Here is a 25,359-nt window from a genome sequence, read left to right as displayed (position 1 = left end):
AGTGCCGACGAGACGGAGTTACCGTTCACCATGCCGACCAAGTCGAACCCCTCCGGGCTAAGCCTGCGCGACGAACAGAAACTGCAGACCAGGGCCAAACTGCTGGAGGCCGCCAAGACGCTGTTCTGCGCGAACGGGTACGCCGCGGTGCGGGTCGACGAGATCGCCGCCGCCGTCGGGTGCAGCCGGGCTACCTTCTACCTGCACTTCACCGGCAAACTGGACATCTTGCGCGCGGTCGCCGCGCAATCCACCGCACCCACCGCGCTGCACTTCTACGAGGACCTGGACCGGGTGCTCGACATCGGTACCCGCGAGGCGTTCGTCGGCTGGCTGTCCAGGGCCATCGACTGGTTCCACGAATACAAGGACCTGCTGCCCGCGTGGGACGAGGCGACCACGCTGGAACCCGAGTTCCGCGAGATCGCCAGGCAGGGCATCGCGGCACTGCCCAACGCGATGCCCTCGTACCTGTCGCGCTGGCCCGCCGATCGGGTGGACGAGGGGCGGCTGCGCGTGGAACTGCTTGTCGCGCAATTGGAACGGTTCTTCACCCGGTGGGCGATGCAGGGCACCATCGATGTCGACGCCGAACAGGCTGCCGAAGTGCTCGCCGACATCTGGTTTCCCGCACTGCAACCGCCTGCCGCGCCGCGCCGCGCGTAGCGGTCGCCAGACGTAGCCGTACCTCCGCATTCGCTCCGGCCGTGCGTGGGATCTATGGGCGGCCTGCGTCCGGCGGTGCCGCTTGGGCGTACCTCCGCATTCGCTTCGGCCGTGCGCGGGCTGAGGACGGACTGCGTCCGGAGCGCCGAGTTACTCGACGTAGCCCGGTGTTTGCTGTCGGGGACTGGGTGGGCCGGGGCGGTGCGAATTCGCGACGCCGTGCGAATCTGTCGGTGGCGTGCGGCATCATCTGTGCACGCAGACATCCACGAAGACCGCTCGGAGTGCCCCATGCCGTCGCCAAGAACCAAACCCAAGCCGTTGTCCGACACCGAGATCGAGCAGATCGCCGCGGAGATCGCGGGCGGCCGCCCGCCGATGGTCTGGTTCACCGCCGCCGCCGTCGGTGTGCCCGAGGGGCGTTCGGGCAAGGTGATCGCGCTCGGCGATCCGTCCGACGGTGATTTCCTGCAGGTGCGGCCGACGGGGTCGAAGGATGTACTGTCCTTTTCTCCGACCGAAGTGACGCTGACCAAGCCGTCGCGCGACCGGGCGGCGGCCGCACCACCCAGCCAGCCGAAGTCGACAACAAGGAAGGACTCGACCGTGACCCAGCCGTCGACCACGACGAGCGCACCGGCGCCGACCGCCAGCCCCGCGCCGGTTACCTCAGCGCCGAAACCCGTTGCGCCAGTGTCGGAATCGAGCGGATCCGCCGCGACCGCGTCGAAGCCGGCGACCGCGCCGAAGCCCGCCAAGGCCGCGGCGGCCCGCAAGGCGAAGGCCGCGGAGGTCACGGTGACGCTGTCCGGCACGGCCGACGGCGAGTGGACGGTCGAGGTGGTGAACGGAAAGAAGCGCTCGGTGCGCGGGCTGCCGGTGAACAGTTCCGCGGTCGCGCAGGCGGCCAAGATCTTGCACCCGGAGGTGGCCGAGGTGGTCGCCGGAGTCCTGGAGGCGGCACGGGGCGCGCAGCTGGCGAAGGTCGAGCAGTTGCGGGCCGAGCTCGAAGAGGCCAAGCGACTGTTGGACGAACTGACGGACTGAGTCCCGGCTCGTTCGGAGCTGCCGGGTAGGACGCGTTCCCGGGCTGCTCGGCGGCGTCCGGATCGTCTGATGTCTCGGCGTCAGACCGCGGTGCTCTCGGCATTCGAGCGCCAGGTCCGGGATGTGGGCTCAGGCGCTGCGGTCGGGCGGCCCGCGGGCAGGTGCGGGTGGCGCAGATCGTCGTGGAAGGCGTAGCCGAGCGAGTACTCCTTGGCGTGGTACATCGCCGAATCCGCGTCCCGGATCAGGTCGTAGACGGTGGCCTCGGGGGCGCGCGGACTGTCGCACGCGATGCCGACGCTCGCGGTGATGGGCACTTCGCCCGCGCTCAGTTCGAAGGGGCGGACGAAGGCCCCGAGTAGTCGCTCGGCGAGCACGGCCGCGTCCTGCCTGCCGAGCGGAGCGAGCACCACGAACTCGTCCCCGCCGTAGCGGGCGACCGCGTCGTCGCGGCGCACCACCCGCCGGATCCGGGAGGCGGCGTTGGCGATCAGCTCGTCGCCGACGGCGTGACCGTAGCTGTCGTTGACCATCTTGAAGCCGTCCAGGTCGATGAACAGCAGGCACAGCGGCTGGTCGCGCCAGTGCGCGCTGTTGCGGTTGAGCGCGCGCAGCAGCGCCGACCGGTTCAGCAGGCCGGTCAGCATGTCGTGGTCGGCTTGGTACTGGGCCCGTCGCTCGCTGCGGGCGCTGCGCTGGATGGCGCGTTCGCTGCGCACCAGCACGCCGATCAGCAGCAGCGCGAACAGCGAGGACACCACCGCCCGGTCGAGGGAGCCGAGACTGGAGCCGACCACGGGCACCAGCGACGCCACGATCAACGCCACCGCGATGAAACTGGCGCGCTGCCTGGAATGGTGCGGATGGATGTGGCGCGGCGCCCCGAGACTCGCCATGGTCGGGTGCAGCGCGGCGATGCCGACAGCGGCGTAGGCGATCAGCAGCGGCGTCAGCAGGACCTCGTGGCCGATCGAGGCGGTGCCCGCGGTCTCCAGGCTGTAGCCGAGATCGCCGACCAGCACGGCGACCATGGCCAGGTGCAGCAGCCGCAGCGAGGTTTCCGAGCGGGTCGCAGTGGCTACCGAATGGGCGACCAAGGTCAGCAGCAGGGCGTCGAGGACCGGATACGACGCCGCGACCACCGTGGTCAGGGTGGCGGCGCGCGATTGCAGGATGGGGGAAATGAGGAAAGTCCAGGAGGCCAGCAGCGCCCCGAGACCGATCAGCGCCGAATCGAGCAGCAGATCGTAGTTGCCGCGGACCTGCCTGGGCCGCAGCCAGAGCGTGGCCGCCACCCCGATGCCCAGATAACCGGCCAGCGTGCAGATGTCGTCGAGCGGGCTGATCGAGGCGTCGGCGAAATCGCGCAGCATGGTGCCGAGCGCGAAGAGCACCGCCGACAGCGACAGCAGATACCACGGCAGCGGCTGTGCCGGGCGATGGCGAAGCAGTCCCGCCCCGATCATGGTGAGCGCCCCCGCCACCACCGCCAGCATCGTCAGCAGGGCGAGCGCGCGGGACTGGAACACCAGCGGCACCGAGATCAGCGCCGTCCAGCCGCCGAGAAGTGCCACGCACCAAAGGTTTCCGGTACAGTAGCCGCGGTCGCTCGCCTGCGCTTCGCTGGATGTCATCAGCCCCCCTTGGTCGCTCCGTCCCCGGTGAACTGTGCGGCGTAGTACGTCTGTGAATCCTCCACCGCGACTTCGACGTTCGTCTGCTCATCGAGCACCGCGCGAATGCTGTCGGCGAACGAGAGCTGAGTGTTGTTGTACGAGCAGATGTCCCAGCCGACCGCGGCACGCTCGGCCACCAATGTCTGGACAACTGATTTGATCATGGCATGGAAGGCGGCCCCTTGTCGTGCACTTGGCGCAACAAGGGTGAATCCCGCGTAGTAGATCGCGTCGCGCGCGGCGTGCTCGGGATAGCGCGCGGCGAAGTAGTCCGGGCTGATCCACGGCACCGTCTCCAAATGCCTGGTCAGCGTGGTCAGTCCGATCGGCTCGCCGGACGCGGTGCGCGCGACGTGCTTGTGCACCCGTGGGTCGACCATCTCCTCGCGGAACTCGTCGCGGTGCAGCACCTGCCTGGCGATGGCCTTGGCGCGCAGCGGGCCGAACGCCTCTTCGTAGAGGCGGTGGAACATCTCGATCCGGTCGTCCGGGATCGTGGTCTCGACGGTGACGTGCACCTCGCTCATCGCCGTCAGCTCCAAGAGGTCGTGTGGTAGGCGGCAAGCGCCACCGCGCAGGCCGGGTCGCCCGCGCAGCGGGTCTGGGCGAGCGAGAGCTGCACCGGGCCGAAGCCCTCGGGCCGGTGGGCGGTCATGTCCGCGAGGCTGGCGCGGATCAGCCCCTCGACCTCGACCGCGGTCTCGCCCTCGTGCTCGACGAAAAGCCCCGCTCCGGAACCGTCGTCGCGCAGCGCCCAGCCGACACCCGCGGCGGCCGAGCGGCCGACCTCCTCGGTGTGCTGTGCGGCGTAGACGCAGTAGAGCCGATCACCCCAGGGGATCGGCTTGCGGACACGGGCGGTGCGCTCCAGCATGGCGCGCGGCGGGATCACCGACGACAGGCGAATCAAGTTCGCATCACCCACTCCCAACTCACGCAGGGCCGCGTCGAACGCCGACAGCGCTGTCGGGCCCACCCCTGTCGCCGCGCCGATCTCGATCCTCAGTGGCGCCCCGGGGATCCGCCGGTTGTCACGCTCCGGCCTGCCCAGGGGCGGAAGTAGTCGATCGATCCACTGCAGCCCGAGCAGGCCGCTGCGTGGGGTGGTCTGAATCATAGTGCCCTCCCAAAACTCTCGGCCTAATTTGCAGGCCGATATTGCTTCGAATTCGACTGTGCGGCACGAACGTGAATCGCGCACGCGCACCGGCCGAAAGCGATGCTGGGGCGGCGTGTCTCGTAACGTGTGGCGCGACGAACCAGCTCCGAGTCGATCGAGCGAGGCAGCAGTGCGGACATGGGTGGCACCGGGCCGGGTGAACATCATCGGCGAGCACACGGACTACAACGACGGTTTCGTGTTGCCCATCGCGTTGCCGCTGGTGACGCGGTGTGCGGCCGAGCCGACCGCCGACGGGCTCGTCCGCGTCGAATCGCGGCAGCGCCCCGGCGAGTCGGTGCGGATCGGAATCGACGAGCTCGGCGAGGCGCGGGAGCGGCTGCCGGTTTGGGCGCGGTATCCGCTCGGCGTGGTCGCCGAGTTCGTGCGGCGCGGGCACACCGTTCCCGGCCTCGTGCTGGAACTGGACGGCGCGGTGCCGATCGGCGCGGGACTGTCGAGTTCGGCTGCGCTGTCGTGCTCGGTGGCGGTGGCGCTGCGGGAGCTGTGCGCGCCCACCGTCGCCGACCGCGAACTCATCGATATCGCCCGCGCCGCCGAGAACGACTACGCGGGCGCGCCGACCGGCGTGCTCGACCAGTCCGCGGCCGTGCTGTGCACCGCGGGTCACGCGCTGTTCCTCGACGTGCGCCGGTTCACCAGTGGCAACGGGGGCTACGAGCAGATCCCCTTCGACCTGGCCGCTTTCGGCTTGGAGCTCTTGGTGGTCGACACCGGCCAGCCGCACGAACTGGTCGACGGCGGCTACGCGCGGCGGCGCGCACAGTGCGCGGCGGCCGCGGCCGAACTCGGTGTGCCCGCGCTGCGCGACGCCGAGGCGGCGGATCTCACGCGCATCGTAGACCCGGTCGCTCGGCGGCGGGCGCGCCACGTGATCACCGAGAACGCCCGCGTGGTGGCGGTTGCCGAGAAATTGCGCCAGGGGGCGGATCCGCGCGAGATCGGTCCCGCCCTGAGCGCGGGCCACGCCTCACTACGTGACGATTTCGAGGTCTCGACGGACGCGCTCGACACGGCGGTGACGGCGGCGCTGGAGGCGGGCGCGCACGGCGCGCGGATGGTCGGCGGCGGCTTCGGCGGCAGCGTCATCGCGCTGGTCGACCGGGAACGCACCGAGGCGGTGGTCGCGGCGGTCGGTGATCGCTTCGCCCGCTCGGGTTTCCCCGTGCCACGCACGTTCGTCGTGGTTCCGGCCGATGGAGCGCGCCGCGAGTCCTGAGTGCCGGTTGTGGCGCGCGGCGGTGCGGGTCGGCGCGGGTGCAGAGGGGCGTCGCCGCCGACCTTCAGCCGCGTTCGGGATCGGTGATCGCCCGGACCAGGAACTCCAGCTTCTCGACGGTCTGATCCAGCGCCCGGGTGCTGCGTTCGGCGCGGCACATGGCCACGGTGCCCTCGATCGCCGCCACGATCAGCGTCGCGGTCTGCTCGGCGTCGTCTTCGCTCGCGCCGTGCGCGCGCAACGAATCGGCGAGCAGCGCGGTCCAGTTGCGGAAGGCGGCCGCGGCGGCCTCGCGCGGCGCGTCGTCCGCGTCGGCGGGGTCCTCGACCGACACCGCGAGCACCGGGCATCCGGCGCGGAAATCGCTGTCGAGCACCACTTCTCGCCACATGTCCACGAACGCGCGGAGGCCGGGGAGCGGCCCGGCGGGCAGCTCCTTGGCGAGCTTGCGCGCGGCGAGCGCGTCGGCGAACCGCACCGCCTCGACGGCCAGTTGCGATTTCCCGCCCGGGAAGTAGTGATACGTCGACCCGAGCGGAGCCTCGGCGTGTTTGGCCAGCTCACGCACGCTGGTGGCGTTCAACCCGCGGCGCCGGATCATGTCCGCGGCGCCCGCAACCATGCGATCCCGCATCTGCGGGGACGTCTTCGCCACCGCGCACCTCCTTGCTCATAACGACCGTCATAGAGTACCGTTCGAAACTTATAACGACCGTTATAAGCCGGTTGTTCCGAGAAGTGGAGAGACGACATGCCGATGATCCAGCTGACCCTGCCCGCCGGGGTCCTCGCCGCCGAAACCCGTCGCATGCTGCAGAAAACGCTGGCAGCGACCCTGCTGAAGTGGGAGGGTGCGCCCGACACCGCGTTCTTCCGCGCGCTGGCCTGGAGCCGGGTCGACGAGGTGCCCGAGGGTGGATTGATCACCGCCGAGGACGAGCTGCCGCGCTTCCGCGTCGACGTCACGGTGCCGCAAGGCGCGCTCTCCGACCGCCGTAAGGAGGGCCTGATCAAGGAGGTGACCGCCGACGTGCTCGCCGCGGCGGGCCTCACGGAAGCCGACGCGCTGCGCGTGTGGGTGCTGATCCACGAACAGCCCGAAGGGACTTGGGGCGCGGGCGGCCAGGTGGTCCGCTTCGCCGAGCTCGCCGCGCTCGCGAAAGGCCAGCGCGCCTGATGCGCGAATTGCAGTTCATTCGCGCCGGGCACCTCGAATGGCGGGACCGGCCCGACCCGGTGCTCGAAGCGGGCGGCGACGCGATCGTCCGTCCGTTCGTCGCGGGACGCTGCGACGGGGACACCATGCCGATCCACCGGCACGTCAGCCGTGCCATGCAGCTGGGGATCCGGGCGGGATTGGTCGACCCGGTGGTGGCGAGCATCTGCGGGCCCGTCCCGTTCCAGGGCCCGTTCGGCATCGGACACGAATGCATCGCCGAAGTCCTCGAGGTCGGACCGGAGGTCACCGGTCTCGCGCGCGGCGATGTGGTCGTGGTTCCGTGGTCGGTCTCGTGCGGCCATTGCCGGGAGTGCACGCGCGGCCTCACCGCGAAATGCGCGACGACTCGCGAGAGTACTTTGGCCGCTTTCGGTTTCGGACCCGCGAGCGGACCGTGGGGCGGCATGGTCGCCGACCGGCTGCGCATTCCACATGCCGACCACATGCTGGTGCGCCTGCCCGACGGCCTCGACCCGCTGCGCGTGGCCGCCGCCTCCGACAACCTCGCCGACGCGTGGCGGTGCGTCGTCCCGTCCCTGGCGCTCCGGCCGGGCGGCTCGGTCCTGGTCCTGGGGGGCGCTGCGCAGAGCATCGGGCTCTACGCCGCGGGGCTCGCGGTCGCGCACGGGGCCGAGGTCGTCGACTACGTGGACCATCGCCCGGAGCGGCTCGCGATCGCCGAGAAACTCGGTGCCCGACCACATCGCACACGTAAGAAGCAGTTGCGCGCCGCCGATATCCCGGCCCGCCGCTACGACCTCGTCGTGGAGGGCACGTCCACCGCTACGGGCGTCGACCTCGCGTTGCGCTCGCTCGAACCCGGCGGGATCTGCACGCCGGTCGGCTACTACCTACCGCCCGGCACCAAGGTCCCGTTGATGCACATGTACGCCAACGACGCGACGCTGAAGATCGGCGTCTCGAACGTCCGTCCGGTCCTACCCGACCTACTGGAATTCGTGGCGCGCACCGGTTTTCCCGCCGAACAGGTCACCACCCTGCTCGCCGCCTGGGACGACGCGCCCGATGCCTACACCGCGCACACCACGAAACTCGTGCTGCACCGCCCGCCGTTGGGGACGGGCTAGCGCTGACTCGCGCCGTGGCGAATTCCCCGGGGCGACGGACTCGCTGAGCAACCGTCCAGGTTTTGTGCGTGATTGTGCCACGCGGGTGCGGCACAATCACGCACAGTGGATGTCACGAGTACCGCACGACGGACGCGCCCCGACCAGGCCCGTCCATAGCCCGCGCACGGCCGGAGCGAAGGCGGAGGCACGCCTCGTCGCCGGTCGCACGCCAGGAGGGACGACGCTGTGCCGCTTGCCGATTCACCCTTCCACTCCGCACTGCCTGGCGAGCCTCCCGGCGCGACGCTGCTGCGTTTCGAGGCCGCCACCACCCTGCGCCTGGACGCGGAACCCGTCGACTACGCCCTGGTAGCCCTGTATTTCGTGTTCGTGCTCGGCATCGGCCTGCTGGCCAGGCAGCGGGTGTCCTCCAGCATCGACTTCTTCCTGTCCGGTCGTTCGCTGCCCGCGTGGGTCACCGGCCTGGCGTTCATCTCGGCCAACCTCGGCGCGGTCGAGATCATGGGCATGTCGGCCAACGGCGCCGAGTACGGCTTCCCGACCTTCCACTACTTCTGGATCGGCGCGGTGCCCGCCATGCTGTTCCTCGGCGTGGTGATGATGCCGTTCTACTACGGCTCCAAGGTGCGCAGCGTGCCGGAGTTCATGCGCAGGCGCTTCGGCACCGGCGCGCACCTGGTGAACGCGCTGAGCTTCGCGATAGCCCAGATCCTCATCGCCGGCGTGAATCTCTATCTGCTCGGTTCCATCGTCAACGTGCTGCTCGGCTGGCCGCTGTGGGTGTCGGTGATCGTGGCCGCGGTGATCGTGCTGTCCTACATCACCCTCGGTGGGCTCTCGGCCGCCATCTACAACGAGGTGCTGCAGTTCTTCGTCATCGTGGCGGCGCTGCTTCCGCTCACGCTGGTCGGCCTGCACAAGGTCGGCGGCTGGGATGGCCTGCGGGACAAGGTGTCCGCGTCACCCGGCGGTGCGGAACAGCTGGAGTCCTGGGCGGGCAACGCGCTGAGCGGGTTCGCCAACGACTTCCTCTCGGTGCTCGGCATCGTGTTCGGCCTGGGCTTCGTGCTCTCCTTCGGATATTGGACGACCAATTTCGTCGAGGTGCAACGAGCCATGGCGACGCACTCCATCTCCGCGGCCCGGCGCACCCCGATCATCGGCGCGTACCCGAAGATGTTCATTCCGCTGATCGTCGTCATCCCCGGCATGATCAGCGCGGTACTGGTGCCGCAGATGGCCGAGTACAAGCAGGCGGTGACCACCGATCCGGAGTACTCGAGCGACGTCACCTACAACCAGGCGCTGCTGTATCTGATGAAAGACGTGCTGCCCAACGGACTCCTGGGCGTCGGGCTCGCGGGCCTGCTCGCGGCGTTCATGGCGGGCATGGCCGCCAACGTCTCGGCATTCAACACCGTCTTCAGCTTCGACCTGTGGCAGCAATATGTCGTCAAGGATCGCTCGGACGGGTATTACCTCACCGTCGGTCGCCTGGCCACCGTCGGCGCGACTGTCGCGGCCATCTTCACGGCGTTCATCGCGGGCAATTTCAGCAACATGATGGACTACTTGCAGACGCTGTTCAGCTTCTTCAACGCGCCGCTGTTCGCCACGTTCATCCTCGGCATGTTCTGGAAGCGGATGACGCCCACCGCGGGCTGGATGGGTCTGGTCGCCGGAACCGGTTCGGCCATAACGGTTTTCCTCATGCACGAGGCGGGCGTCTTCGAATTGTCGGGGCAGGGTGCGAGTTTCGTTGCCGCGGGTACCGCGTTCGTGGTCGACATCGTGGTCAGCGTCGTCGTCAGCCAGGTGACCCAGCCGAAACCCGCCGCCGAACTCGTCGGACTGGTCTACTCGGAGACCCCCGAATCCATGCGCACCGACCCGGAAGCCGACACGCTGCCCTGGTATCAGCGCCCGGTGTTGCTCGCGGGCATCGCGCTGGTGCTCGTCATCGCACTGAATGTTCTCGTCGGATAAGGAAGAACGCCAATGCTGTTCGATATCCGCACCATCGTGGGAGCCCTGCTCGGCAGCTACGGGGTGATCCTGGTGATCACCGGCTTGGTCCACGACACCGGCGCCGAAGAGGCGAAGACCGGCGGCATCAACGTCAACCTGTGGGCCGGGCTCGGCATGATCGCCGTCGCGGTGGCCTTTCTCGTCTGGGTGCTGTCGCGTCCGGTCGTGCCTGTCGAATCCGAGACGCCGCACCTCGACGAGCAGCCGCGCGACGGCGATCAGTCGAACGCCGCCGAGTGAATCAGATCCCCGGCCGCGGGGGTTCGCCGCCCGGTCGCGGCATGCCGCTACCCGGTCGCGGCATCTCGCCGCCCGGTCGCGGCATTTCACCGCCCGGCCGCGGCATGTCGCTGCCCGGCCGCGGCATGTTGCCGGTTCCCTGGCGCGGCATGTCCCCAGGTCCCTGGCGAGGCATGTCGCCGGCTCCCGGTCGCGGAATGTCGCCACGCCACGCGCCGGTCTCGCTGCCCCGGCTCTCGATGAACTCCTTGAACCGCCGCATGTCCCGGTCGACGCGGTGCTCGAGCACGCCGAGCTTGTCGGCGACGTTCTCCACGAAACCCTCGGGATCCACGTCCATTTGCGCGGTGACCCGGGTGTGGGTGTCGTCGAGCCGGTGGAAGGTGATCACGCCCGCGTGCCGTGGGCCGCTGTCGGACTTCCACGCGACGCGCTCGTCGGGATGCTGTTCGGTGATGGTGGCGTCGAATTCGCGGGTCGAGGGTCCGACATGAATGCGCCAGTGGGTGTGCCGATCATCGATCTGCTGCACAGCCTCGACTCCCTCCATGAACTGGGGGAAGGTCTCGAACTGCGTCCACTGGTTGTAGGCGGTGTGGACAGGGACGTCGACGTCCACGGTGGCGGCCATTGTGCTCATATTCTTCCTTTCTCTCGTCAGTTCAGCAGGCCGGTGTGCCTGCGTCCGGTGGTCATGCGCGGCAACGTGAGGCCGAGGGCGATCATGGCGACCCCGAGCCCGAAGTGCAGCCAGTTGTCGGCGGTGTTGAGCGGAACGAAATTCGCGTCGCTCGCCTCGTCGACGATCAACCCGTACAGCCACAGGACCAGATAGATCGCCCCGCCGCCGACCAGGAAGCCCGCCGCGGCGTTGGCCGCTCGGGACGCGAGCAAGCCCGCTACGCCGAAGGCGAGGTGAACGATGTTGTGCAGGATGGACACCTGGAAGATCCCGAGCAGCTTGGCTTGGGAGTGGTGTCCGGCCCAGTCGAGACTGTCGTAATCGGTCGTGACACCCGGAATGAAGCCGAGAATGCCGACGAGCAGGAATACCGCGCCGACAGCGAACGCGGCGATTCGCACCGGGGACCACACGTTGGTCCGCGTGGTGGCATCGAACGTTGCCATGGCAGATGCCTTTCTGTGTGCAGGCAACTGGGACACCGGTCGCATACCCGGGCTATGGGCCGACAAACGGGCGGCCGAACGCGGCGAACCCCGCCCGGCTGTTGGCCGAACGGGGTTCGCGCTGGTTAGAGGGTGTTCTAGCGGTTCACTTCGCGGGCGAGGTGAACGGTGCGTTGATGGTGGTGAAGTACTGGATGGCCGCGCCGATGGCGACCGGTGCGGTCACGAAGATCTGCCCGGCGAGGGTTCCGAGGGCGCCGACGGCGAGGATGCCGCCGATGCAGCCGACGGCGGCGGCGGGGATGAAGGGCCCGAAGAGGCCGACGATGGTGGCCGAGGCGACTGTCGCCCCGACGATGCCGCCGAGCACGCAGCCGACGGCGCCGCCGCCGAGACCGCCGACCAGGGTGCCGATGCTCGCGCCCATGCTGATGGTGCTGGTCATGCGAGACCAGGCGTCCTTTTCCCTGTCGTATTCGTTCTTCCAAGGGGCCTTGTCCTCGAAGGGCAGGGCGACCGGCTTGTAGACGGCGTTGTCCATCGACAACTGCGGGGTCAGCGTGGCGGTGCGGTCCGCGATGTCGGCGGCGATGGGGAATTCGAAGTCATCGATGCGCAGCGTGAGCGGGGTTCCGGCGACGACGGTGCCGTCGGTGGCCTTGATCTTCAAGGCGTTGTCCTCGACGACGAGCGAGCCCGCATCGATCGAGACGATCGAGGATGTCTCCGTGGCGTTCGCCGTGAAATTGATCGCGGCGGGTGCGACGTCGTCGAGGGGTGCGGCCGAGCCGGTGCCCGCGGCGATGCCGACCGCGCCGGTCATGAACGCGGCGGCCAGGGCGAACTTCGTGATCTTCATGGGCTGTGCATTCCTTGTTGTCTGGGCTGTCGCGGGCGCGACAGGGCGACGGCCGTACCTATGACGAATCGGCAGGCCGTGAGGTAACGCGCCGGGGTGGTCCCGCGCGGCGCGGATAAGTCAGCGGGAGATCAGGACACGGTGGCGCGCAGCCGTCCGACGAGCCCGACGGCTACGTCCACGGCCAGGAACGCGAGCAGGCTCAGGCCGACCAGCGGCACGAACCAGCCGACGACCAACGCGGCCGCGAGCACGGGCAGCGCGAGCCACGGCGACGTGCCGCGCAACGCGCCGCGGCGCGGAGCCCGGCCGAGCGCGAACCGCGAGCCGCGGGTCGGACGCCTGCGCCACCACATCAGGTAGCCGGACACGATCACCACGATCAGGCCGATCATCGCGACGAGCAGCAGCAGCTGATTCGGCAGACCGAACAGCAAGCCCATATGGAACGCGATGCCCCAGTTGGTGAGCTTGGCCATCAGCGGCCAGTCGGCGAAGGCGAGCCGATCGGTGATGCTGCCGGTGGCGCCGTCCACCGCGACCGCGTCGACGCTGTAGGTGCCCGGCATGCGCCGTTCCTTCACGCCGAACGCCTTCTCTGGGGTGGCCGGAATCGCGATCTCCACCGCCTGGGTGATCCCGGCGGCGCGCGCGGACTCGTACACCCGGTCCACCTGCGCGATCCGGGCTCGCGGATCGGTGGGCTGCGGTGCGTGCGCGTGTCCGCCGCCGTGGTGATCGCCACCCGAGGAGTGATCGGGCGCGGTCGATCCGGGCAGGGCGGTGCTCACGGCGGGCGTGGTCCAGCTCAGCTGCTCGCGCAGCTCGGTGATGTTCTCGCCCGCGTAGGTCGACCAGGTCATGCCGGTGGCCGACAGCAGCAGGATCAGCGGCAGGATCCACACGCCGATCGCGCCGTGCCAGTTCATCGTCCGGCCGCGGCCGCCCTTGGAGCGGTCGGGGGCGAACAGCCAGGCGGCCGAGTTGCGCTGCCTGCGCGAGCGGACGCGGCGGAACCACAGCACCAGACCGGCCAGCGCGATGACCCACAGCCAGGAGGCGGCGAGTTCGCTGTAGAGCCTGCCGGTCTCGCCGAGGTGCAGATCGCGGTGCAACTGGTCGATCCAGGTGCGCAGCGGCAGCGCTTGCGAGCTGCCGTAGATGACCGATTCGCCGACCGGCTCAGCGGTGTAGGGGTTGACGAACACCGCGCGGCGCTCGGATTCGCCCAGCGACGGGTCGGTGAAGATGACCCGGGTGGTGTCCTCGGGTCCGGGCGCGGGCGAGACCGCGGCGAGCGCGAGTTCCGGCCTCGTCGCCACCGCGGCGGTGACCTGCTCCGCCAGTGGGCGCGTCGCTTCGCCCGGTTCGACCGTCAGCAGGTCGCGGGAGACGAACGACTCCAACGTCGGCGAGATGGCGTAGAGCGCGCCGGTGACGGCCGCGATCAGGATGAAGGGCGCCACGAAGACGCCCGCGTAGAAGTGCAGCCGCATGGTCAGCGCTTGCAGGCCGTTGCGAGCCGGGGACTTGCGCCGCCCAGCGGGTTCGGGCGGCGGCGCCGAGGATTCGGCGTCGGGGGTGATGGTTTCTGTTGTGCTCACGGTCGTTTCGTTTCTGAGGTTCGGAACCCGGTGGGTGCGCGAGACACCGCGCGCGACGCACACCGGCCGCACCGAGGAGTGCTCGGTGGGTGGAATGTGTGACATCGCCGGCGGCGAGAGTCCGGACGCGCACGACAAACAAGCGTCGGAACGCGGGACGGCGGCGGGAACGCGAACAGCGCGTTCGTGCACCGGGTGTGGGTTGAATCAGACGTGAACGAGCCGCGGCGGGCCACGGGTGCGCAGCGTCTCGGCGGCGAGAATCCGCAGGACGACGCGGTCGCGGTGGGTGGTGCGCAGCGGAGCCGGATCAGCGACGACCGGCACCCGATAGAGCACCGGCAGCACCCGTGCCAGGACGGCGGTGCCGATCCGATAGGCCGCTTCGGCGCCGCGGATGACCACGGCGGCGACGCAGGCGGCGACGATGTGCGCGGCGAGCATCTGCGGGGTCAGCTGGGCGTCGCCGTGGTGCAGGTGCCCGGAGCTGAAGCCCATGGCGACGTGGCCGAGCAGCTGACCGCCGACCAGCGCCGTGATCAGACCCGCCGCGGTGTCGCGCAGCGGAGCGAGCCCGGCCACCAGCGCGCCGACGACCGCGGACGCCGCGGCGAGCAGGGCGAGGGTGGTGCTGTCGGGGGCCATGCCGCCCGAGGCCCAGCCGTGGGCCGCGATGGAGACGGTTCCCGAGATCGCACCGGCCGACCCGCCGCGCAGCCGCGCGACGGCGCTGCGACGTCCCGCAGCCGACCGGTCGAACTCGATACTCACCCGCTGATGATAACGGACCTGTTACTGGTCGCCGACCACACTGAGCGACCGCCGGAAAACAGCTCCGACCAGGCGGTTCCGTATGGAAGCTTCGGGTCAGGTCCGGTCGGCCTTGAACTGGTTGATCGGGCCCTTGTCCATCTTCACCTCGACGCGGCCGTCGGGTCGCAGGAACGCCGCGGGCCGGAATTCGGAGAACCGCTTGCTGTAGAGCTCGAGTCGTTCGATGAGCACGCCCTCGGGACGGTTGTAGACGATGCCGGGCACGCACGTGAAGATCCAGCTGGACTTCTTCGCCTGATCGGCGGGGATGACCACCTGATCGGCGCCGTTCTCGATGGCCAGCGACACCCGGTACTTGAAGAACGACCCGGTGCCGTTGTTGATCGCGGAGTACGCCACGGGCACGATCGCGACGATCTCGGGGGCGAAGCGGACCTCGATGATCTCCTCGGCCTGCCCGCCGCCGCTGCGCACGTGACCTCGGCCGCGGTCGCCCAGGTGCCGGACCAGATCACGGTATTGCGGATTGGCCGGGGTGTCCTTGGCGTCGAAGGTGGCGACGTGCACGACCTCCCCGGTGTTCAACACGACCAGGGCGTAGGCCTCGTAGTCGGTACCGCTGGCCCATGCCACCCGTAGTCGGATCACCGGGGATTTCTCCAGCAAGACGGGTGGGGCGTTCTTGGTCAGGGTGACCGCGCCCTTGGAGAAGTTCACGCCGGGCGGCGGGGTCTGTGGGGGAATGCCCTGCGGTGACGAGGTCGGCGAAAAAGCTTGCGCGGCACGCGGGTCCGGTGGCGAGCCGGAAGTCGAAGCGGCGGGCGGTGCTGGCGGAGACGGGAATCGTTGCGGGGCGGCTTGATACGGGTCGGGCGGCGTGCCGAAGCTCGCGCAGTGCTGTGCGGCAGCAGTATTCGCACTGTGTGGCTCGTCGTCTACGGAGATGCCGAAATCGGTGGCCAACCCGGCCAATCCGGTCGCGTACCCCTGCGCCACGTTGCGCAGCTTCCAGCTGTTCGCGCGGCGATACACCTCGCCGAGGATGACGGTGGTCTCCGAACTCAGTCCGGTGATCGGCAGATCGTGGGCGAGCCCGCCGTCCTCGGTGATGCGGACCGCGAGCGGAATGCCGCCGAACACACCGTTGTCCACCGACGCCGCCACGACAAGCCGGTCGGTCACCGCGCCGACGCTGGGCAGATCGATACTGATCGCGCCGTCGGTCAGGCGCACCGCACCGTCCGGCGAGACCGGCTGGTTGTAGAAGACGAAATCGCTGTCGTCACCGACTTTGCCGTGGTCGCGCACACAGAGCACCGAGAGATCGATACCGGCGGGCGCCACGGTCACGTGCAATCGCCCGCCGCCCAGCGCGACGTTCCCACCTTTGCCGATCACGCTGGACATCGCGCCCCTGTCGCTCGAACTGCCTTCTCGCGCAAGCCTAATACCGACAGACCGGGCGGTCGACAGCCCGCGCGGCGCCGGTTCTCGACGAAACGGGCGCCGCGCGAGCGATCATGGAATCAGTTCTGGATCTCCATCTCGATCAACGGCTTGCGCAACAGCTTGCCGGTGGCGTTGCGCGGCAGTTCGTCGAGGAAGATCACCTCGCGCGGCACCTTGTAGCGGGCCAGGTTCGCCCTGACGTAGTCCTTGATCTCCTGCGGATCGCGCTTGGAGTCCGGGCCCGGCACGACGAACGCGCGCAGCCGCTTGCCGTACTCGCGGTCGTCGACGCCGACCACGGCGGCCTCGAAGATGTCCTCGCGCCCGGCGATCAGGTTCTCCACCTCGAGCGGGAAGACGTTCTCGCCGCCGGAGACGATCATGTCGTCGTCGCGGCCGTCGATGTAGAGCAGGCCGTCCTCGTCGAAGTGCCCGACGTCGCCGCTGGACATCATGCCGTCGACGATCTCCTTGGTGCGGCCGTCGGTGTAGCCGCTGAACGCGAATCCGTTGTCCACGAAGATGGTTCCGGTGACGTTCGGCTCGGTGATCGGCTTGCGGTTCTCGTCGAGCAGCACGATGCGGATGCCGACGGGCGCGCGGCCCGCGGTAGTCGGCGACTTGCGCATGTCCGCAGGGGTGGCCACGGTCATCACGGCGCACTCGGTGGAGCCGTACAGGTTGTAGAGGCTGTCGTTGAAGTGGTCCAGCGTGCGGGTGACCACGTCGGGTGCGATGGCCGAGCCCGCCGCGAAGATCACCTTGATGCTGCGCACGTCGTACTTGGCGAGCACGTCGTCGCCGAGATCGAGGATGCGCTGCAACATGGTCGGCACGACGACCAGCGAGTCCGCGCGGTACTTGTCGATATTGGCCAGCGTCTGCTCGGGATTGAAGCGGCGCTGCTGGAAGACGACCCGATTGCCGAGCGCCAGACCCAGGGTGAACTGGGAAAGGCCGGTGCCGTGGAAGATCGGCGCGGCCATGATCATCGTGCCGTTGGCGGGCAGCGGCACCCGGTCGACGAACTGCGCCGAGGCGAACGGGCTGACCCGGTCGCGCGGCGCGCCCTTCGGGGTGCCGGTGGTGCCGCTGGTCAGGATGACCATGCCGCCGGGCTTGGCCGGGGCGGGCAGCGGCGCGGTGGACCGGCCGGCGGACAGCGATTCGACGGTCGGAATCGACGGATCGGCGTTGTCCTTCTCGTCCACCCAGGTGAGGATGCGCGGGATCTCGGCGGGGATGGCGCTCATCAGATCGAGGAACTCGCTGTCGTGCAGCACGGCCTTGACCTTCTCGCGCGTGGCGACGTCGGCGAACTGCGGCTTGGCGAATCCCGTGTTCATCAGCACCGCGCGCACACCGAGCTTGCCCGCGGCCAGCAGGCTGAGCACCATGCCGCGGTGGTCGCGGGCCAGCACGGCGACGACATCGCCCGCCCGGATGCCCTGAGCTTCCAATCCGCGCGCGAAGGCGTTGGACTGCTCGTTGAGCTGACCGAAGGTCACCTCGCCGCGCTCGTCCACGATGGCGGCGGCATGCGGCCTGGTCTGCGCGGCGTGCATGACGACACCGGCGAACGGACCGAACTTCAGCACGTTGAACGCCGAGCGTGCCGCGTGGTCGGGGCGCAGCGGGTTGAACAGACCCCGCTTCACCATGACGTTCACGCCGAGTGCGAGATCACCGGCCTTGCGAACGGAACCGCCGAGCGCGGGAAGCGACAAAGACATAAGGGACAACCTTCCGCGGTCCAGCCACCGGGACTCGGGGTGGTGTGGACCGCAACATCGAGATCCAGTGCTAGCGCTAACAATAGCAAGCAACTGTTACCGAGTGTGTCATCCATCTCACCGCGTGCGGGTCTTGCCTTTGAAGTCTCTCGCGGGTCGCGAATCGGTTGCGCGGCAACGGCTCCGATTCGCGACCCGCGATCGGCCTAGACCTGGTACTCCACGAGCACCCGGCGCAGCAGCTTGCCGGTCGGGTTGCGCGGCAGATCGTCGAGGAAGACGACCTCGCGCGGCACCTTGTACCTGGCCAGGTTGTCCTTGACGTAGGCCTTGAGTTCCTCGCCGTCGGGCGTGTGGCCCGGCTCGGGGACGATGAAGGCGCGCAGCCGCTTGCCGAACTCCACGTCGTCCACGCCGATCACCGCGGCGTCGAACACGTCAGGGCGCTCCAGCAACAGGTTCTCCACCTCCTGCGGGAAGACGTTCTCGCCGCCGGAGACGATCATGTCGTCGTCACGGCCGTCGACCATCAGCAGGCCGTTGTCGTCGAAGTGCCCCACGTCGCCGCTGGACATGTATCCGTCGATGATCTGCTTGTTGCGGCCGTCGGTGTAGCCCTCGAACGGCGCGCCGCTACGCACGAAGATGCGCGCGGTGACGTTGCGGCCGGTGACCAGCTGGTCGTTGTCGTCGTAGAGCCGCACGTCGCAGGTGATCGGCGGGCGCCCGACCGTGCCGGGCGCCTGCGCCAGCTCTTCCGGCTTGGCGATGGTGGCGATCGCGACCTCGGTCGAGCCGTACAGGTTGTGCAGCACCGGGCCGAAGACCTCGGCGGCGCGCACGCACAGTTCGGGCGAGAGCGCGGAACCGGCGAGCACGATGGCCTTCAGCGAGGAGGTGTCGTACTTGGCGCGCACCTCCTCGGGCAGCTCGACCATGCGGTGCAACATGGTCGGCACCGCGACCAGCATGTCGGCCTTGTGGTCGGAGACCATCTTCAACGTCGCCTCGGCGTCGAAGCGGCGGCGCATCACGATCTTGTTGGACAGCACCGTGCCGACCAGCCAGGTGCCGAGACCGGTGCTGTGGAAGATCGGCGAGACGATCACCATCGTGCCGAACTTCTGGAACGGGATGCGGTCGACGAACTGCGCGGTGGCCATCGGCGTCACCTTGGTGCGCGGCGCGCCCTTGGGCAGGCCGGTGGTGCCGCTGGTGAGGATGATGAAGCCGCCGGGCTTGCTCGGCGCGGGCAGCGGCTCGGTGGAGTTCGCGGCGATCAGGTCGTCGAAGGTCTGCGCGCCCTGCGGCAGCTGAGCGCCCTCGTCGACCCAGGTCAGGTAGCGCGGCAGGTCGGCGGGCAGCGCGTCGAGCAGCCCGAGGAACTCGCTGTCGTGCAGCACCGCCTTGACCTTCTCGCGGACGCACACCTCGGCGAACTGCGGCTTGGCGAAGCCGGTGTTCATCAGCGCGATTCGCGCGCCTAGTTTGCCCGCGGCGATCATCGACATGATCAGGCCGCGGTGGTCGCGCGCCAGCACGGCGACCACGGTGCCCTCGGTGATGCCCGCCGCGTGCAGGCCGCGGGCGACGGCGGTGGACTGCTCGTCCAGCTCGCGATAGGTCAGCTCGCCGCGTTCGTCGGCGAGGGCGACCCGATCCGGCGCGATGCGGGCGGAATGCCGCACCAGGGCCGCCTGCGGGCCGAACGCCTTGGTCTCGCGCATAGTGCGCAGGGTTTCCAGCGGTGCCTTGGGATCGCTGACTCCACGATGCCGCAGCACCCCCAGGGCTTTCACGGTTTCCAGCGCACGCGCCACGCTCACCTCGAACTCCTCCACTGAACATTCGCGTCGGCACTCGACCTCGCGATGCGGCTATGTGGATGCCTACCGTAGCAGCGAACGTGTCATGGGTCACATTGGAAGGCGACAAAGCGGACAATGGTCCTGTGTGACGTGGCATCGTCGGCGCGGGTCTCTCCGGGCGGCGCCAGTGGCTCGCTCCCGCGGCCTCGCCACCCGCCCGAGCCGACGCACGACACCCGCCGCCCGGATGGGACACCGACATGTCGAGAAACTTGACCCAACTGGAATTGCTGATCGAGCTGGAGCCGATCGTCGAGCGCGAACTGAATCGGCACCTGGCGACGGCCAAGAACTGGCACCCCCACGACTACGTGCCCTGGGGTGAAGGCCGCAACTACGCCGCGATGGGCGGCGCCGACTGGGAGCCGGAACAGTCGCGGCTGTCCGAAGTGGCGAGAGCGGCCATGGTGGTCAACTTGCTCACCGAGGACAACCTGCCCTCCTACCACCGCGAGATCGCCGAGGGCTTCTCCCGGGACGGGGCTTGGGGCACCTGGGTCGGCCGCTGGACCGCCGAGGAGAACCGGCACGGCATCACGATGCGCGACTACCTCGTCGTCACCAGGGGAGTGGACCCGGTCGCGCTGGAACGCGCCCGCATGGTGCATATGACCAAGGGCGCCGACACGCCCGCGGCCTGGGACCACGACAACAACGCGCTCTACGGCTTGGCGTACGTGACCTTCCAAGAGCTCGCCACTCGGGTGAGTCATCGCAACACCGGCAAGGTCTGCGACGATCCGATCGCGGACAAGATGCTGCAACGCATCGCCGCCGACGAGAACCTGCACATGGTCTTCTACCGCAACATGTGCGAAGCCGCCCTCGAACTCACGCCCGACCAAGCGCTGGAGGCGATTTCGACGATCGTGCGGAGGTTCCGGATGCCGGGCATCGGCATGCCGGACTTCCGTCGCAAGGCGGTCCTCATCGCCAAACATGGCATCTACGATCCGCGCCAGCACCTGGACGACGTGCTGATGCCGGTGTTGCGGAAGTGGAACATCTTCGGCCGCACCGATTTCGGACCTCGCGGCGAGCGATGCCGGGAGGAGTTCGGCACGTACGTCGAGCAGTTGGATCGGGACGCGGCGCGGTTCGAGGAGCGGCGCGACCGGATATTGATGGCGGAAGCGGCTCGCCGATTGGCCGCGGAGACAGGAGATTCCGGGCGGGGGTGATTGTGTCGCGGCGGCGCGGTGGCCGCCGCGACGAACCGAGGGTCAGTTGTAGACCGCGCCCATCGAGGGGACGGAGATGGTGCCGCGCTGGTACTGGTAGCCGTCCGGGTTGGCGTCGCTGACCGGGACCGACCAACGGTGCCACAGGGTTCCGTACACCGCGGAGACGATCATGCCGGGGCCGAGGTCGAGCGCCCTGGAACGGATAGTGGTGTCGACCGGAACGTCGTTGTGCTCGTAGAGCACCTCGGTGCCGCTGCGTCCGTTGGACAGATTGACCCACAGCGCTTCCATCTTGGCGCCGCCCTGGTTCGGCGAGATGGTGCCGGGACCGCCGAAGAAGCCGAGGCGGAAGCCGTCGGTGCCCAGCGCGATGCCCGACCCGTACACGCCGGGGCCCCCGCCGCGGCCGATGTCGGACTGGGCCGGAATCTGGAACGGCTGGGCGGGCAGCGCGACCTTGCTCTTGGCGGGCAACCGGTCCCGCTCGGCGAGGAGTCGCTCGATCGCCTCCTCCGCCAACGGATTACCTTCGGCGGCCTCCCGCAGCTTCTGCACCGCGACGCCCCAGTCCACGGTCGGGACCTCGGGCTCCGCCGCCGCGCTCCCGCTGAACACCGTCGCCAACACGGCCGAAATGGCCGCCGCCGCGGTGAGATGACGCTTGAAACTCAGTCGACGCATAACCAATCTCCTTGCCAGAGTCCTTGGTACAGCCTTACTGAAATTCCTCCGCTGATTCGCGGTAACCCCCGGGACCCTACCGACCCTCGAAACCCCACCACAACCCACCCCGAACAACAACTGGCTCAGGCGCACAACGCAGGCCGCCGACCCGGCAGGGCTACCCACCGGAGGTCGTGACAGCCACGAAGACGCGCTCGCGTGCGGGCCGCGAGCCACCGATCGCTGCACTCACGCGCGCATTGTCCGCCCGCAGAACGTCGCGATCATGAGATCTGTTGGGACACAGCGCTGTTCACATTGTTCCCTGGGGCACTTTCCGATACCGTGTACGACGGAATGTGGCCCGGCCGCATACCTGCGCAGAACTCGCAGATGAGGGGGAATCATCCATGATTACAACTTTTTCGAGCAGGCGCGTGCGCCGATTCGGTCTCGGTGCTGCGGTGGCCGCTGCGGTAATGGTGCTCGCCGCGCCCACCGCCTCTGCGGCTGAAGCTCGCTTGACGATGTCCTCGGACAATGGGACCTACTCTGTCTGGTCAACCTATTCGCTGACGATCACTGCGGACCCCGCAATGGAAGGGACAGCGACCTTCTGTACCACCGTCGATCGCATAACGACCTGTTACCAGCCGATCCAATCATCGAAAGGCACCGCAACGATGCAATGGACACCGTCGAAACAGGGCACATATGACATCGAGGCCAAGTATGTCTACGCCGCTCCGGACGGGCCCAACGGTAGTTACGGACTCCGTGCTCGTGCGACTATCCGTGTCTACTGCCCTGGCCATCAAGGGCAGTCGTGGAACTGTCCGCGCCCCTGAGGACTATCCGGCCGGTGCAGGTGGCCGGTTCGAGGCTCCGGTCATCCCACCGTTGACGACTGAGTCGGTCACCGCGGAAACTGCGCCGCCCCGCCTGAGCGCCCACTCCGGCCAGCATCGGAATCGTCGACTGTGCCGGTTGCCCATGGTGTTTCGCAGCTGTACCTAGTGATCTGCCAGACATCGGATTTCATCCGATCGACGGCGCTCGGCTATTGCGATCGCTCGAACACTCGCGAGCAGTGTGCCGCTTGGCGGCCTTCCACCGGCAGCCGAGGTTGAGCGGCGGTGCGTGGGTTGGACGCGCACATCGGTGACGCTGCCGTGCGCTCAGCCGATAGTGATCAGGTTGTGGTCCGGCTGCTGATTGTGAACGAGCGAGGTAGCTGCGGCTAGCGGGGATCTGTTCACGGAGAGCCGGCGCGGGGCCACCCGACCCCGCACCGGTTTCGCTTCAGGTCAGCGCGTCACTCGAGTTCGGTGCTGGTCTTGCCGAGCAACCGCCGCCAGCATCTGCGGCGAGCGCAAAAGCTTTCTAGCGCTCCTGGAGCAACCCGAGGAAACGGAGCCAGTAGACCACACGGCAGCCAATGTGGCAGCGCTACTCGGTGAGAGCAGCGGCTCCGAGCCGAGTATCCGAAGGTTGCCGACTACCTGGACACGGCGCCAATGATCCCCGACAATGGCGACGATCAGGCCGACGCTGCGTTTGATCTTCGAAACCTGAACGACATGACCGGAGACGACGCTCAGAGTCGAAATCCCTCTTGAGAAAAAGTCACACGATGGATGAACTGACGCTACGAATTACATCGTGTCGTAGGGTCAAGAGCATTCGGAGGAGGCGCCGTGTCGGACAAGTCGGGGATCGAGTGGACCGAAGCGACGTGGAACCCCGTCACGGGGTGTGACCGCGTATCCGTCGGCTGTGATCACTGCTACGCGATGGCGCTGGCCAAACGCCTGAAAGCCATGGGCGCGGGCAAGTACCAGCGTGACGGCGACGCGCGCACCTCCGGTCCTGGGTTCGGCGTGACCATTCACCCGCAGGCGTTGGACGTGCCGCGGCGGTGGCGCGCCCCGCGCATCGTATTCGTCAATTCGATGTCGGATCTGTTCCATGCCAAGGTGCCGGTGGGGTTCATCCGCGACGTGTTCGACGTGATGCGCGAAACCCCTCAGCACACCTACCAGGTGCTCACTAAGCGGTCGGTGCGGTTGAAGCGCCTGGCTGACCGGCTCGAATGGCCCGCTAACGTGTGGATGGGCGTATCGGTCGAGAACGCCGACTACCTCGACCGCATCGACCATCTGCGGGACGTGCCCGCCGCCGTGCGGTTCCTGTCGTGCGAGCCACTGCTCGGTCCGCTCGACGGCCTGGTGCTCGAGGGGATCGGCTGGGTGATCGCCGGCGGTGAATCCGGCGCCGATCACCGGCTGATGGATCCGGCATGGGTGCGCCACATCCGAGACACCTGCCAGGCCGCGGACGTGCCGTTCTTCTTCAAGCAGTGGGGCGGCCGGACACCCAAAGCGATGGGCCGCGAACTCGACGGACAACAGTGGGACGAGATGCCCGCACTGACCGCGTGACCTGAAGCAGCTGGGCCTCGTCGAATATGGCGGCCCAGTCACGACTAATGACCGTCCAGGCCCACTTCTACGCTTTGGCCTTGCTGCTTGCGATCGCGACGATTGACCCTCGCCTTATTTGGCGACCACCATTGTCGAGTTCCACTGCTCCAGAGTGCACAAGAGGCCGCAGAGCCTTGATGACATGCTCCGGGCGAAAAACAGTGTTGAACAGGGCGTAGTCGCGCAGGTCCTCGACTCGAGCCTCCCCGATCTCGTGCAGACGGTGGTGTAGAAGACGGGTCAGCGGCCCCAATTGCGGATCTTCGAACTCGAAGAGCACTTCGAGCTGGCTATCGCGCGGATCCCGGAAGCCCACGCCGAACGCGCGATCGACCTCCCACAGGCTGTCTTTCATCTTCTGCACGCCGAGTCGGTGGTTCGTGCCGAACACGAGGTACAGTGTGTCGCCGCGCCGGTCGACCAGCTCGAAGTCCAGCAGGTATCGGAATCCCGCACTTTTGAGCGCCGATCGGTAACAGGTGAGGATGAACTGCCGCTTCTTGCTGCTATCGACCGATCCGGCTTGACGCCAGGCCTGGTCTCCGCCGAACACGTCGTCAGCGGAGTCACCGAGATCATCGACGAATCGTACGAAGTGCTGAGGCTTGAAGGTGACGATCACCTCCGAGCCCTTGTTGTTGGCGATGCGCTGTAGGAACCGGTATGGCACTGGCGCGTTGCCCCAGGAATCGAGGACGGCGAGTATCGGCGCCTCCCATGCTCCCGCGTTGTCAAGTTCTGTCTCCAGAAGCTTTTCGCACTTGCCCTTCTTGATCAGTACAGGCATCTGATCTTCTGGCCGCGGTCGATCGGGGAATGCCCGCTTCAGTTGCTCGGGAAGCATGGCGATGCAGCGTTCATCGTCATCGATGAACAGGAAGCGAGCCTTCTTCGAAGGGTTGGAGACCTCTTCGACAAAGGCGCGGACCGCGATGATCGGCGAACCGTCCTCTCCACGGTCATATACACCCGGGCCGGAGAACCCCTCGGCGTAGGTCGCGGTGTTCCATGAGTTGTCGCTGAGGATGATCGGGAACCATCGGCGCAGGTACCTATCGTAAATGTCGTGCTTGGCGGCAGTGTGCTCTACACGCGGCCATGGCACAGGTCCGTCGACTGGCATGCTGTAAACCCCCTTGTGAAGTCCCCGCAACCGGCACGCCTTCCAACCAAGCGTATCGGCACGGACGAAGAAGGCAGGCTGCTTCGCTTCCAAATATCTTCTTGCTAGCTGCTTTTCGCGTTGGT

The 25,359-nt window shown here is 67.9% G+C and carries 22 protein-coding genes and 1 pseudogene; 9 read left to right on the top strand and 14 right to left on the bottom strand.

Annotated features, from left to right (window positions below; all coding sequences use genetic code 11):
- The first annotated feature begins 30 nt into the window (after nt 1–30).
- Nucleotides 31–666 (top strand): TetR/AcrR family transcriptional regulator, encoded by a 636-nt coding sequence (locus tag ABZV58_RS31725; protein ID WP_355003961.1) that lies wholly within the window; start codon nt 31–33, stop codon nt 664–666.
- Between the two features lie 291 nt (nt 667–957).
- On the top strand, nt 958–1,713 hold the full coding sequence (locus ABZV58_RS31720) for a DUF6319 family protein (RefSeq protein WP_355003873.1): 756 nt from the start codon (nt 958–960) through the stop codon (nt 1,711–1,713).
- 80 nt (nt 1,714–1,793) lie between these two features.
- Here ABZV58_RS31720 and ABZV58_RS31715 read toward each other — a convergent pair whose 3' ends face one another.
- Genes ABZV58_RS31715 through ABZV58_RS31705 form a run of 3 tightly spaced genes read right to left on the bottom strand, consistent with a single transcriptional unit; the run spans nt 1,794 to nt 4,506 of the window.
- Nucleotides 1,794–3,347: a GGDEF domain-containing protein gene (locus ABZV58_RS31715; protein ID WP_355003872.1), complete on the bottom strand. Its 1,554-nt coding sequence runs from the start codon at nt 3,345–3,347 to the stop codon at nt 1,794–1,796.
- On the bottom strand, nt 3,347–3,916 hold the full coding sequence (locus ABZV58_RS31710) for a hypothetical protein (RefSeq protein WP_355003871.1): 570 nt from the start codon (nt 3,914–3,916) through the stop codon (nt 3,347–3,349). Before ABZV58_RS31710 ends, ABZV58_RS31715 begins: the two co-directional genes overlap by 1 nt.
- Nucleotides 3,917–3,921: 5 nt before the next feature.
- The gene (locus tag ABZV58_RS31705) at nt 3,922–4,506 is read right to left on the bottom strand and encodes a pyruvoyl-dependent arginine decarboxylase (protein ID WP_355003870.1); all 585 of its coding nucleotides are present in this window, start codon (nt 4,504–4,506) and stop codon (nt 3,922–3,924) included.
- Nucleotides 4,507–4,678: 172 nt separating this feature from the next.
- On the opposite strand from ABZV58_RS31705, the gene galK reads away from it, so the two are divergent.
- A complete protein-coding gene (gene galK, locus ABZV58_RS31700; protein WP_355003869.1) occupies nt 4,679–5,788 on the top strand; it encodes a galactokinase in 1,110 nt (369 codons plus the stop codon).
- Between the two features lie 64 nt (nt 5,789–5,852).
- On the opposite strand, the gene ABZV58_RS31695 is transcribed toward galK, so the two are convergent.
- Complete coding sequence (locus ABZV58_RS31695; RefSeq protein WP_355003960.1) at nt 5,853–6,422, bottom strand: helix-turn-helix domain-containing protein; 570 nt, start codon at nt 6,420–6,422, stop codon at nt 5,853–5,855.
- Between the two features lie 117 nt (nt 6,423–6,539).
- On the opposite strand from ABZV58_RS31695, the gene ABZV58_RS31690 reads away from it, so the two are divergent.
- From ABZV58_RS31690 to ABZV58_RS31675, 4 genes are all read left to right on the top strand, one after another.
- Nucleotides 6,540–6,965 (top strand): tautomerase family protein, encoded by a 426-nt coding sequence (locus tag ABZV58_RS31690; protein ID WP_355003868.1) that lies wholly within the window; start codon nt 6,540–6,542, stop codon nt 6,963–6,965.
- Nucleotides 6,965–8,095: an alcohol dehydrogenase catalytic domain-containing protein gene (locus ABZV58_RS31685; protein WP_355003867.1), complete on the top strand. Its 1,131-nt coding sequence runs from the start codon at nt 6,965–6,967 to the stop codon at nt 8,093–8,095. Before ABZV58_RS31690 ends, ABZV58_RS31685 begins: the two co-directional genes overlap by 1 nt.
- Nucleotides 8,096–8,383: 288 nt before the next feature.
- Nucleotides 8,384–10,084 carry a sodium:solute symporter family protein gene (locus ABZV58_RS31680; RefSeq protein WP_355003959.1) on the top strand — a complete coding sequence of 567 codons (1,701 nt, stop codon included), beginning with the start codon at nt 8,384–8,386 and terminating at the stop codon, nt 10,082–10,084.
- Nucleotides 10,085–10,096: 12 nt separating this feature from the next.
- Nucleotides 10,097–10,366 carry a hypothetical protein gene (locus ABZV58_RS31675; protein WP_355003866.1) on the top strand — a complete coding sequence of 90 codons (270 nt, stop codon included), beginning with the start codon at nt 10,097–10,099 and terminating at the stop codon, nt 10,364–10,366.
- Between the two features lie 184 nt (nt 10,367–10,550).
- Here the strand turns inward: ABZV58_RS31675 and ABZV58_RS31670 are convergent.
- The 8 genes and pseudogenes from ABZV58_RS31670 to ABZV58_RS31635 form a co-directional block, all read right to left on the bottom strand.
- A pseudogene (locus ABZV58_RS31670) lies at nt 10,551–11,006 on the bottom strand (SRPBCC family protein); the annotation flags it as partial.
- A gap of 17 nt (nt 11,007–11,023) precedes the next feature.
- Nucleotides 11,024–11,494 (bottom strand): DUF4383 domain-containing protein, encoded by a 471-nt coding sequence (locus tag ABZV58_RS31665; RefSeq protein WP_355003865.1) that lies wholly within the window; start codon nt 11,492–11,494, stop codon nt 11,024–11,026.
- 145 nt (nt 11,495–11,639) lie between these two features.
- Nucleotides 11,640–12,353, bottom strand: coding sequence for a hypothetical protein (locus tag ABZV58_RS31660; RefSeq protein ID WP_355003864.1), 714 nt, complete (start codon nt 12,351–12,353; stop codon nt 11,640–11,642).
- A gap of 131 nt (nt 12,354–12,484) precedes the next feature.
- The gene (locus ABZV58_RS31655; protein WP_355003863.1) at nt 12,485–13,957 is read right to left on the bottom strand and encodes a PepSY-associated TM helix domain-containing protein; all 1,473 of its coding nucleotides are present in this window, start codon (nt 13,955–13,957) and stop codon (nt 12,485–12,487) included.
- A gap of 207 nt (nt 13,958–14,164) precedes the next feature.
- A complete protein-coding gene (locus tag ABZV58_RS31650; RefSeq protein WP_355003862.1) occupies nt 14,165–14,728 on the bottom strand; it encodes a hypothetical protein in 564 nt (187 codons plus the stop codon).
- 96 nt (nt 14,729–14,824) lie between these two features.
- Complete coding sequence (locus ABZV58_RS31645) at nt 14,825–16,138, bottom strand: TerD family protein (RefSeq protein WP_355003861.1); 1,314 nt, start codon at nt 16,136–16,138, stop codon at nt 14,825–14,827.
- A gap of 119 nt (nt 16,139–16,257) precedes the next feature.
- A complete protein-coding gene (locus ABZV58_RS31640; RefSeq protein WP_355003860.1) occupies nt 16,258–17,913 on the bottom strand; it encodes an acyl-CoA synthetase in 1,656 nt (551 codons plus the stop codon).
- A gap of 206 nt (nt 17,914–18,119) precedes the next feature.
- Nucleotides 18,120–19,739, bottom strand: coding sequence for an acyl-CoA synthetase (locus ABZV58_RS31635; protein WP_355003859.1), 1,620 nt, complete (start codon nt 19,737–19,739; stop codon nt 18,120–18,122).
- 242 nt (nt 19,740–19,981) lie between these two features.
- Between ABZV58_RS31635 and ABZV58_RS31630 the strand changes: the two genes are divergently transcribed.
- Nucleotides 19,982–20,962, top strand: a complete 981-nt coding sequence (locus ABZV58_RS31630) for an acyl-ACP desaturase (RefSeq protein ID WP_355003858.1) — start codon at nt 19,982–19,984, stop codon at nt 20,960–20,962.
- 42 nt (nt 20,963–21,004) lie between these two features.
- Here ABZV58_RS31630 and ABZV58_RS31625 read toward each other — a convergent pair whose 3' ends face one another.
- Nucleotides 21,005–21,646 (bottom strand): hypothetical protein, encoded by a 642-nt coding sequence (locus ABZV58_RS31625; RefSeq protein ID WP_355003857.1) that lies wholly within the window; start codon nt 21,644–21,646, stop codon nt 21,005–21,007.
- Between the two features lie 1,679 nt (nt 21,647–23,325).
- Between ABZV58_RS31625 and ABZV58_RS31620 the strand changes: the two genes are divergently transcribed.
- Nucleotides 23,326–24,069 (top strand): phage Gp37/Gp68 family protein, encoded by a 744-nt coding sequence (locus ABZV58_RS31620; protein WP_355003856.1) that lies wholly within the window; start codon nt 23,326–23,328, stop codon nt 24,067–24,069.
- A 67-nt stretch (nt 24,070–24,136) separates the two neighbouring features.
- On the opposite strand, the gene tcmP is transcribed toward ABZV58_RS31620, so the two are convergent.
- Complete coding sequence (tcmP, locus tag ABZV58_RS31615) at nt 24,137–25,327, bottom strand: three-Cys-motif partner protein TcmP (protein WP_355003855.1); 1,191 nt, start codon at nt 25,325–25,327, stop codon at nt 24,137–24,139.
- Nucleotides 25,328–25,359 lie beyond the last annotated feature (32 nt).

Origin of the sequence: Nocardia sp. NPDC004654, assembly GCF_040609595.1 — a bacterium.
In the GTDB taxonomy this organism is placed as follows: Bacteria; Actinomycetota; Actinomycetes; order Mycobacteriales; family Mycobacteriaceae; genus Nocardia.
Note: the sequence above shows the minus strand (reverse complement) of the source record. Positions and strands in the feature narration are given on the sequence as shown.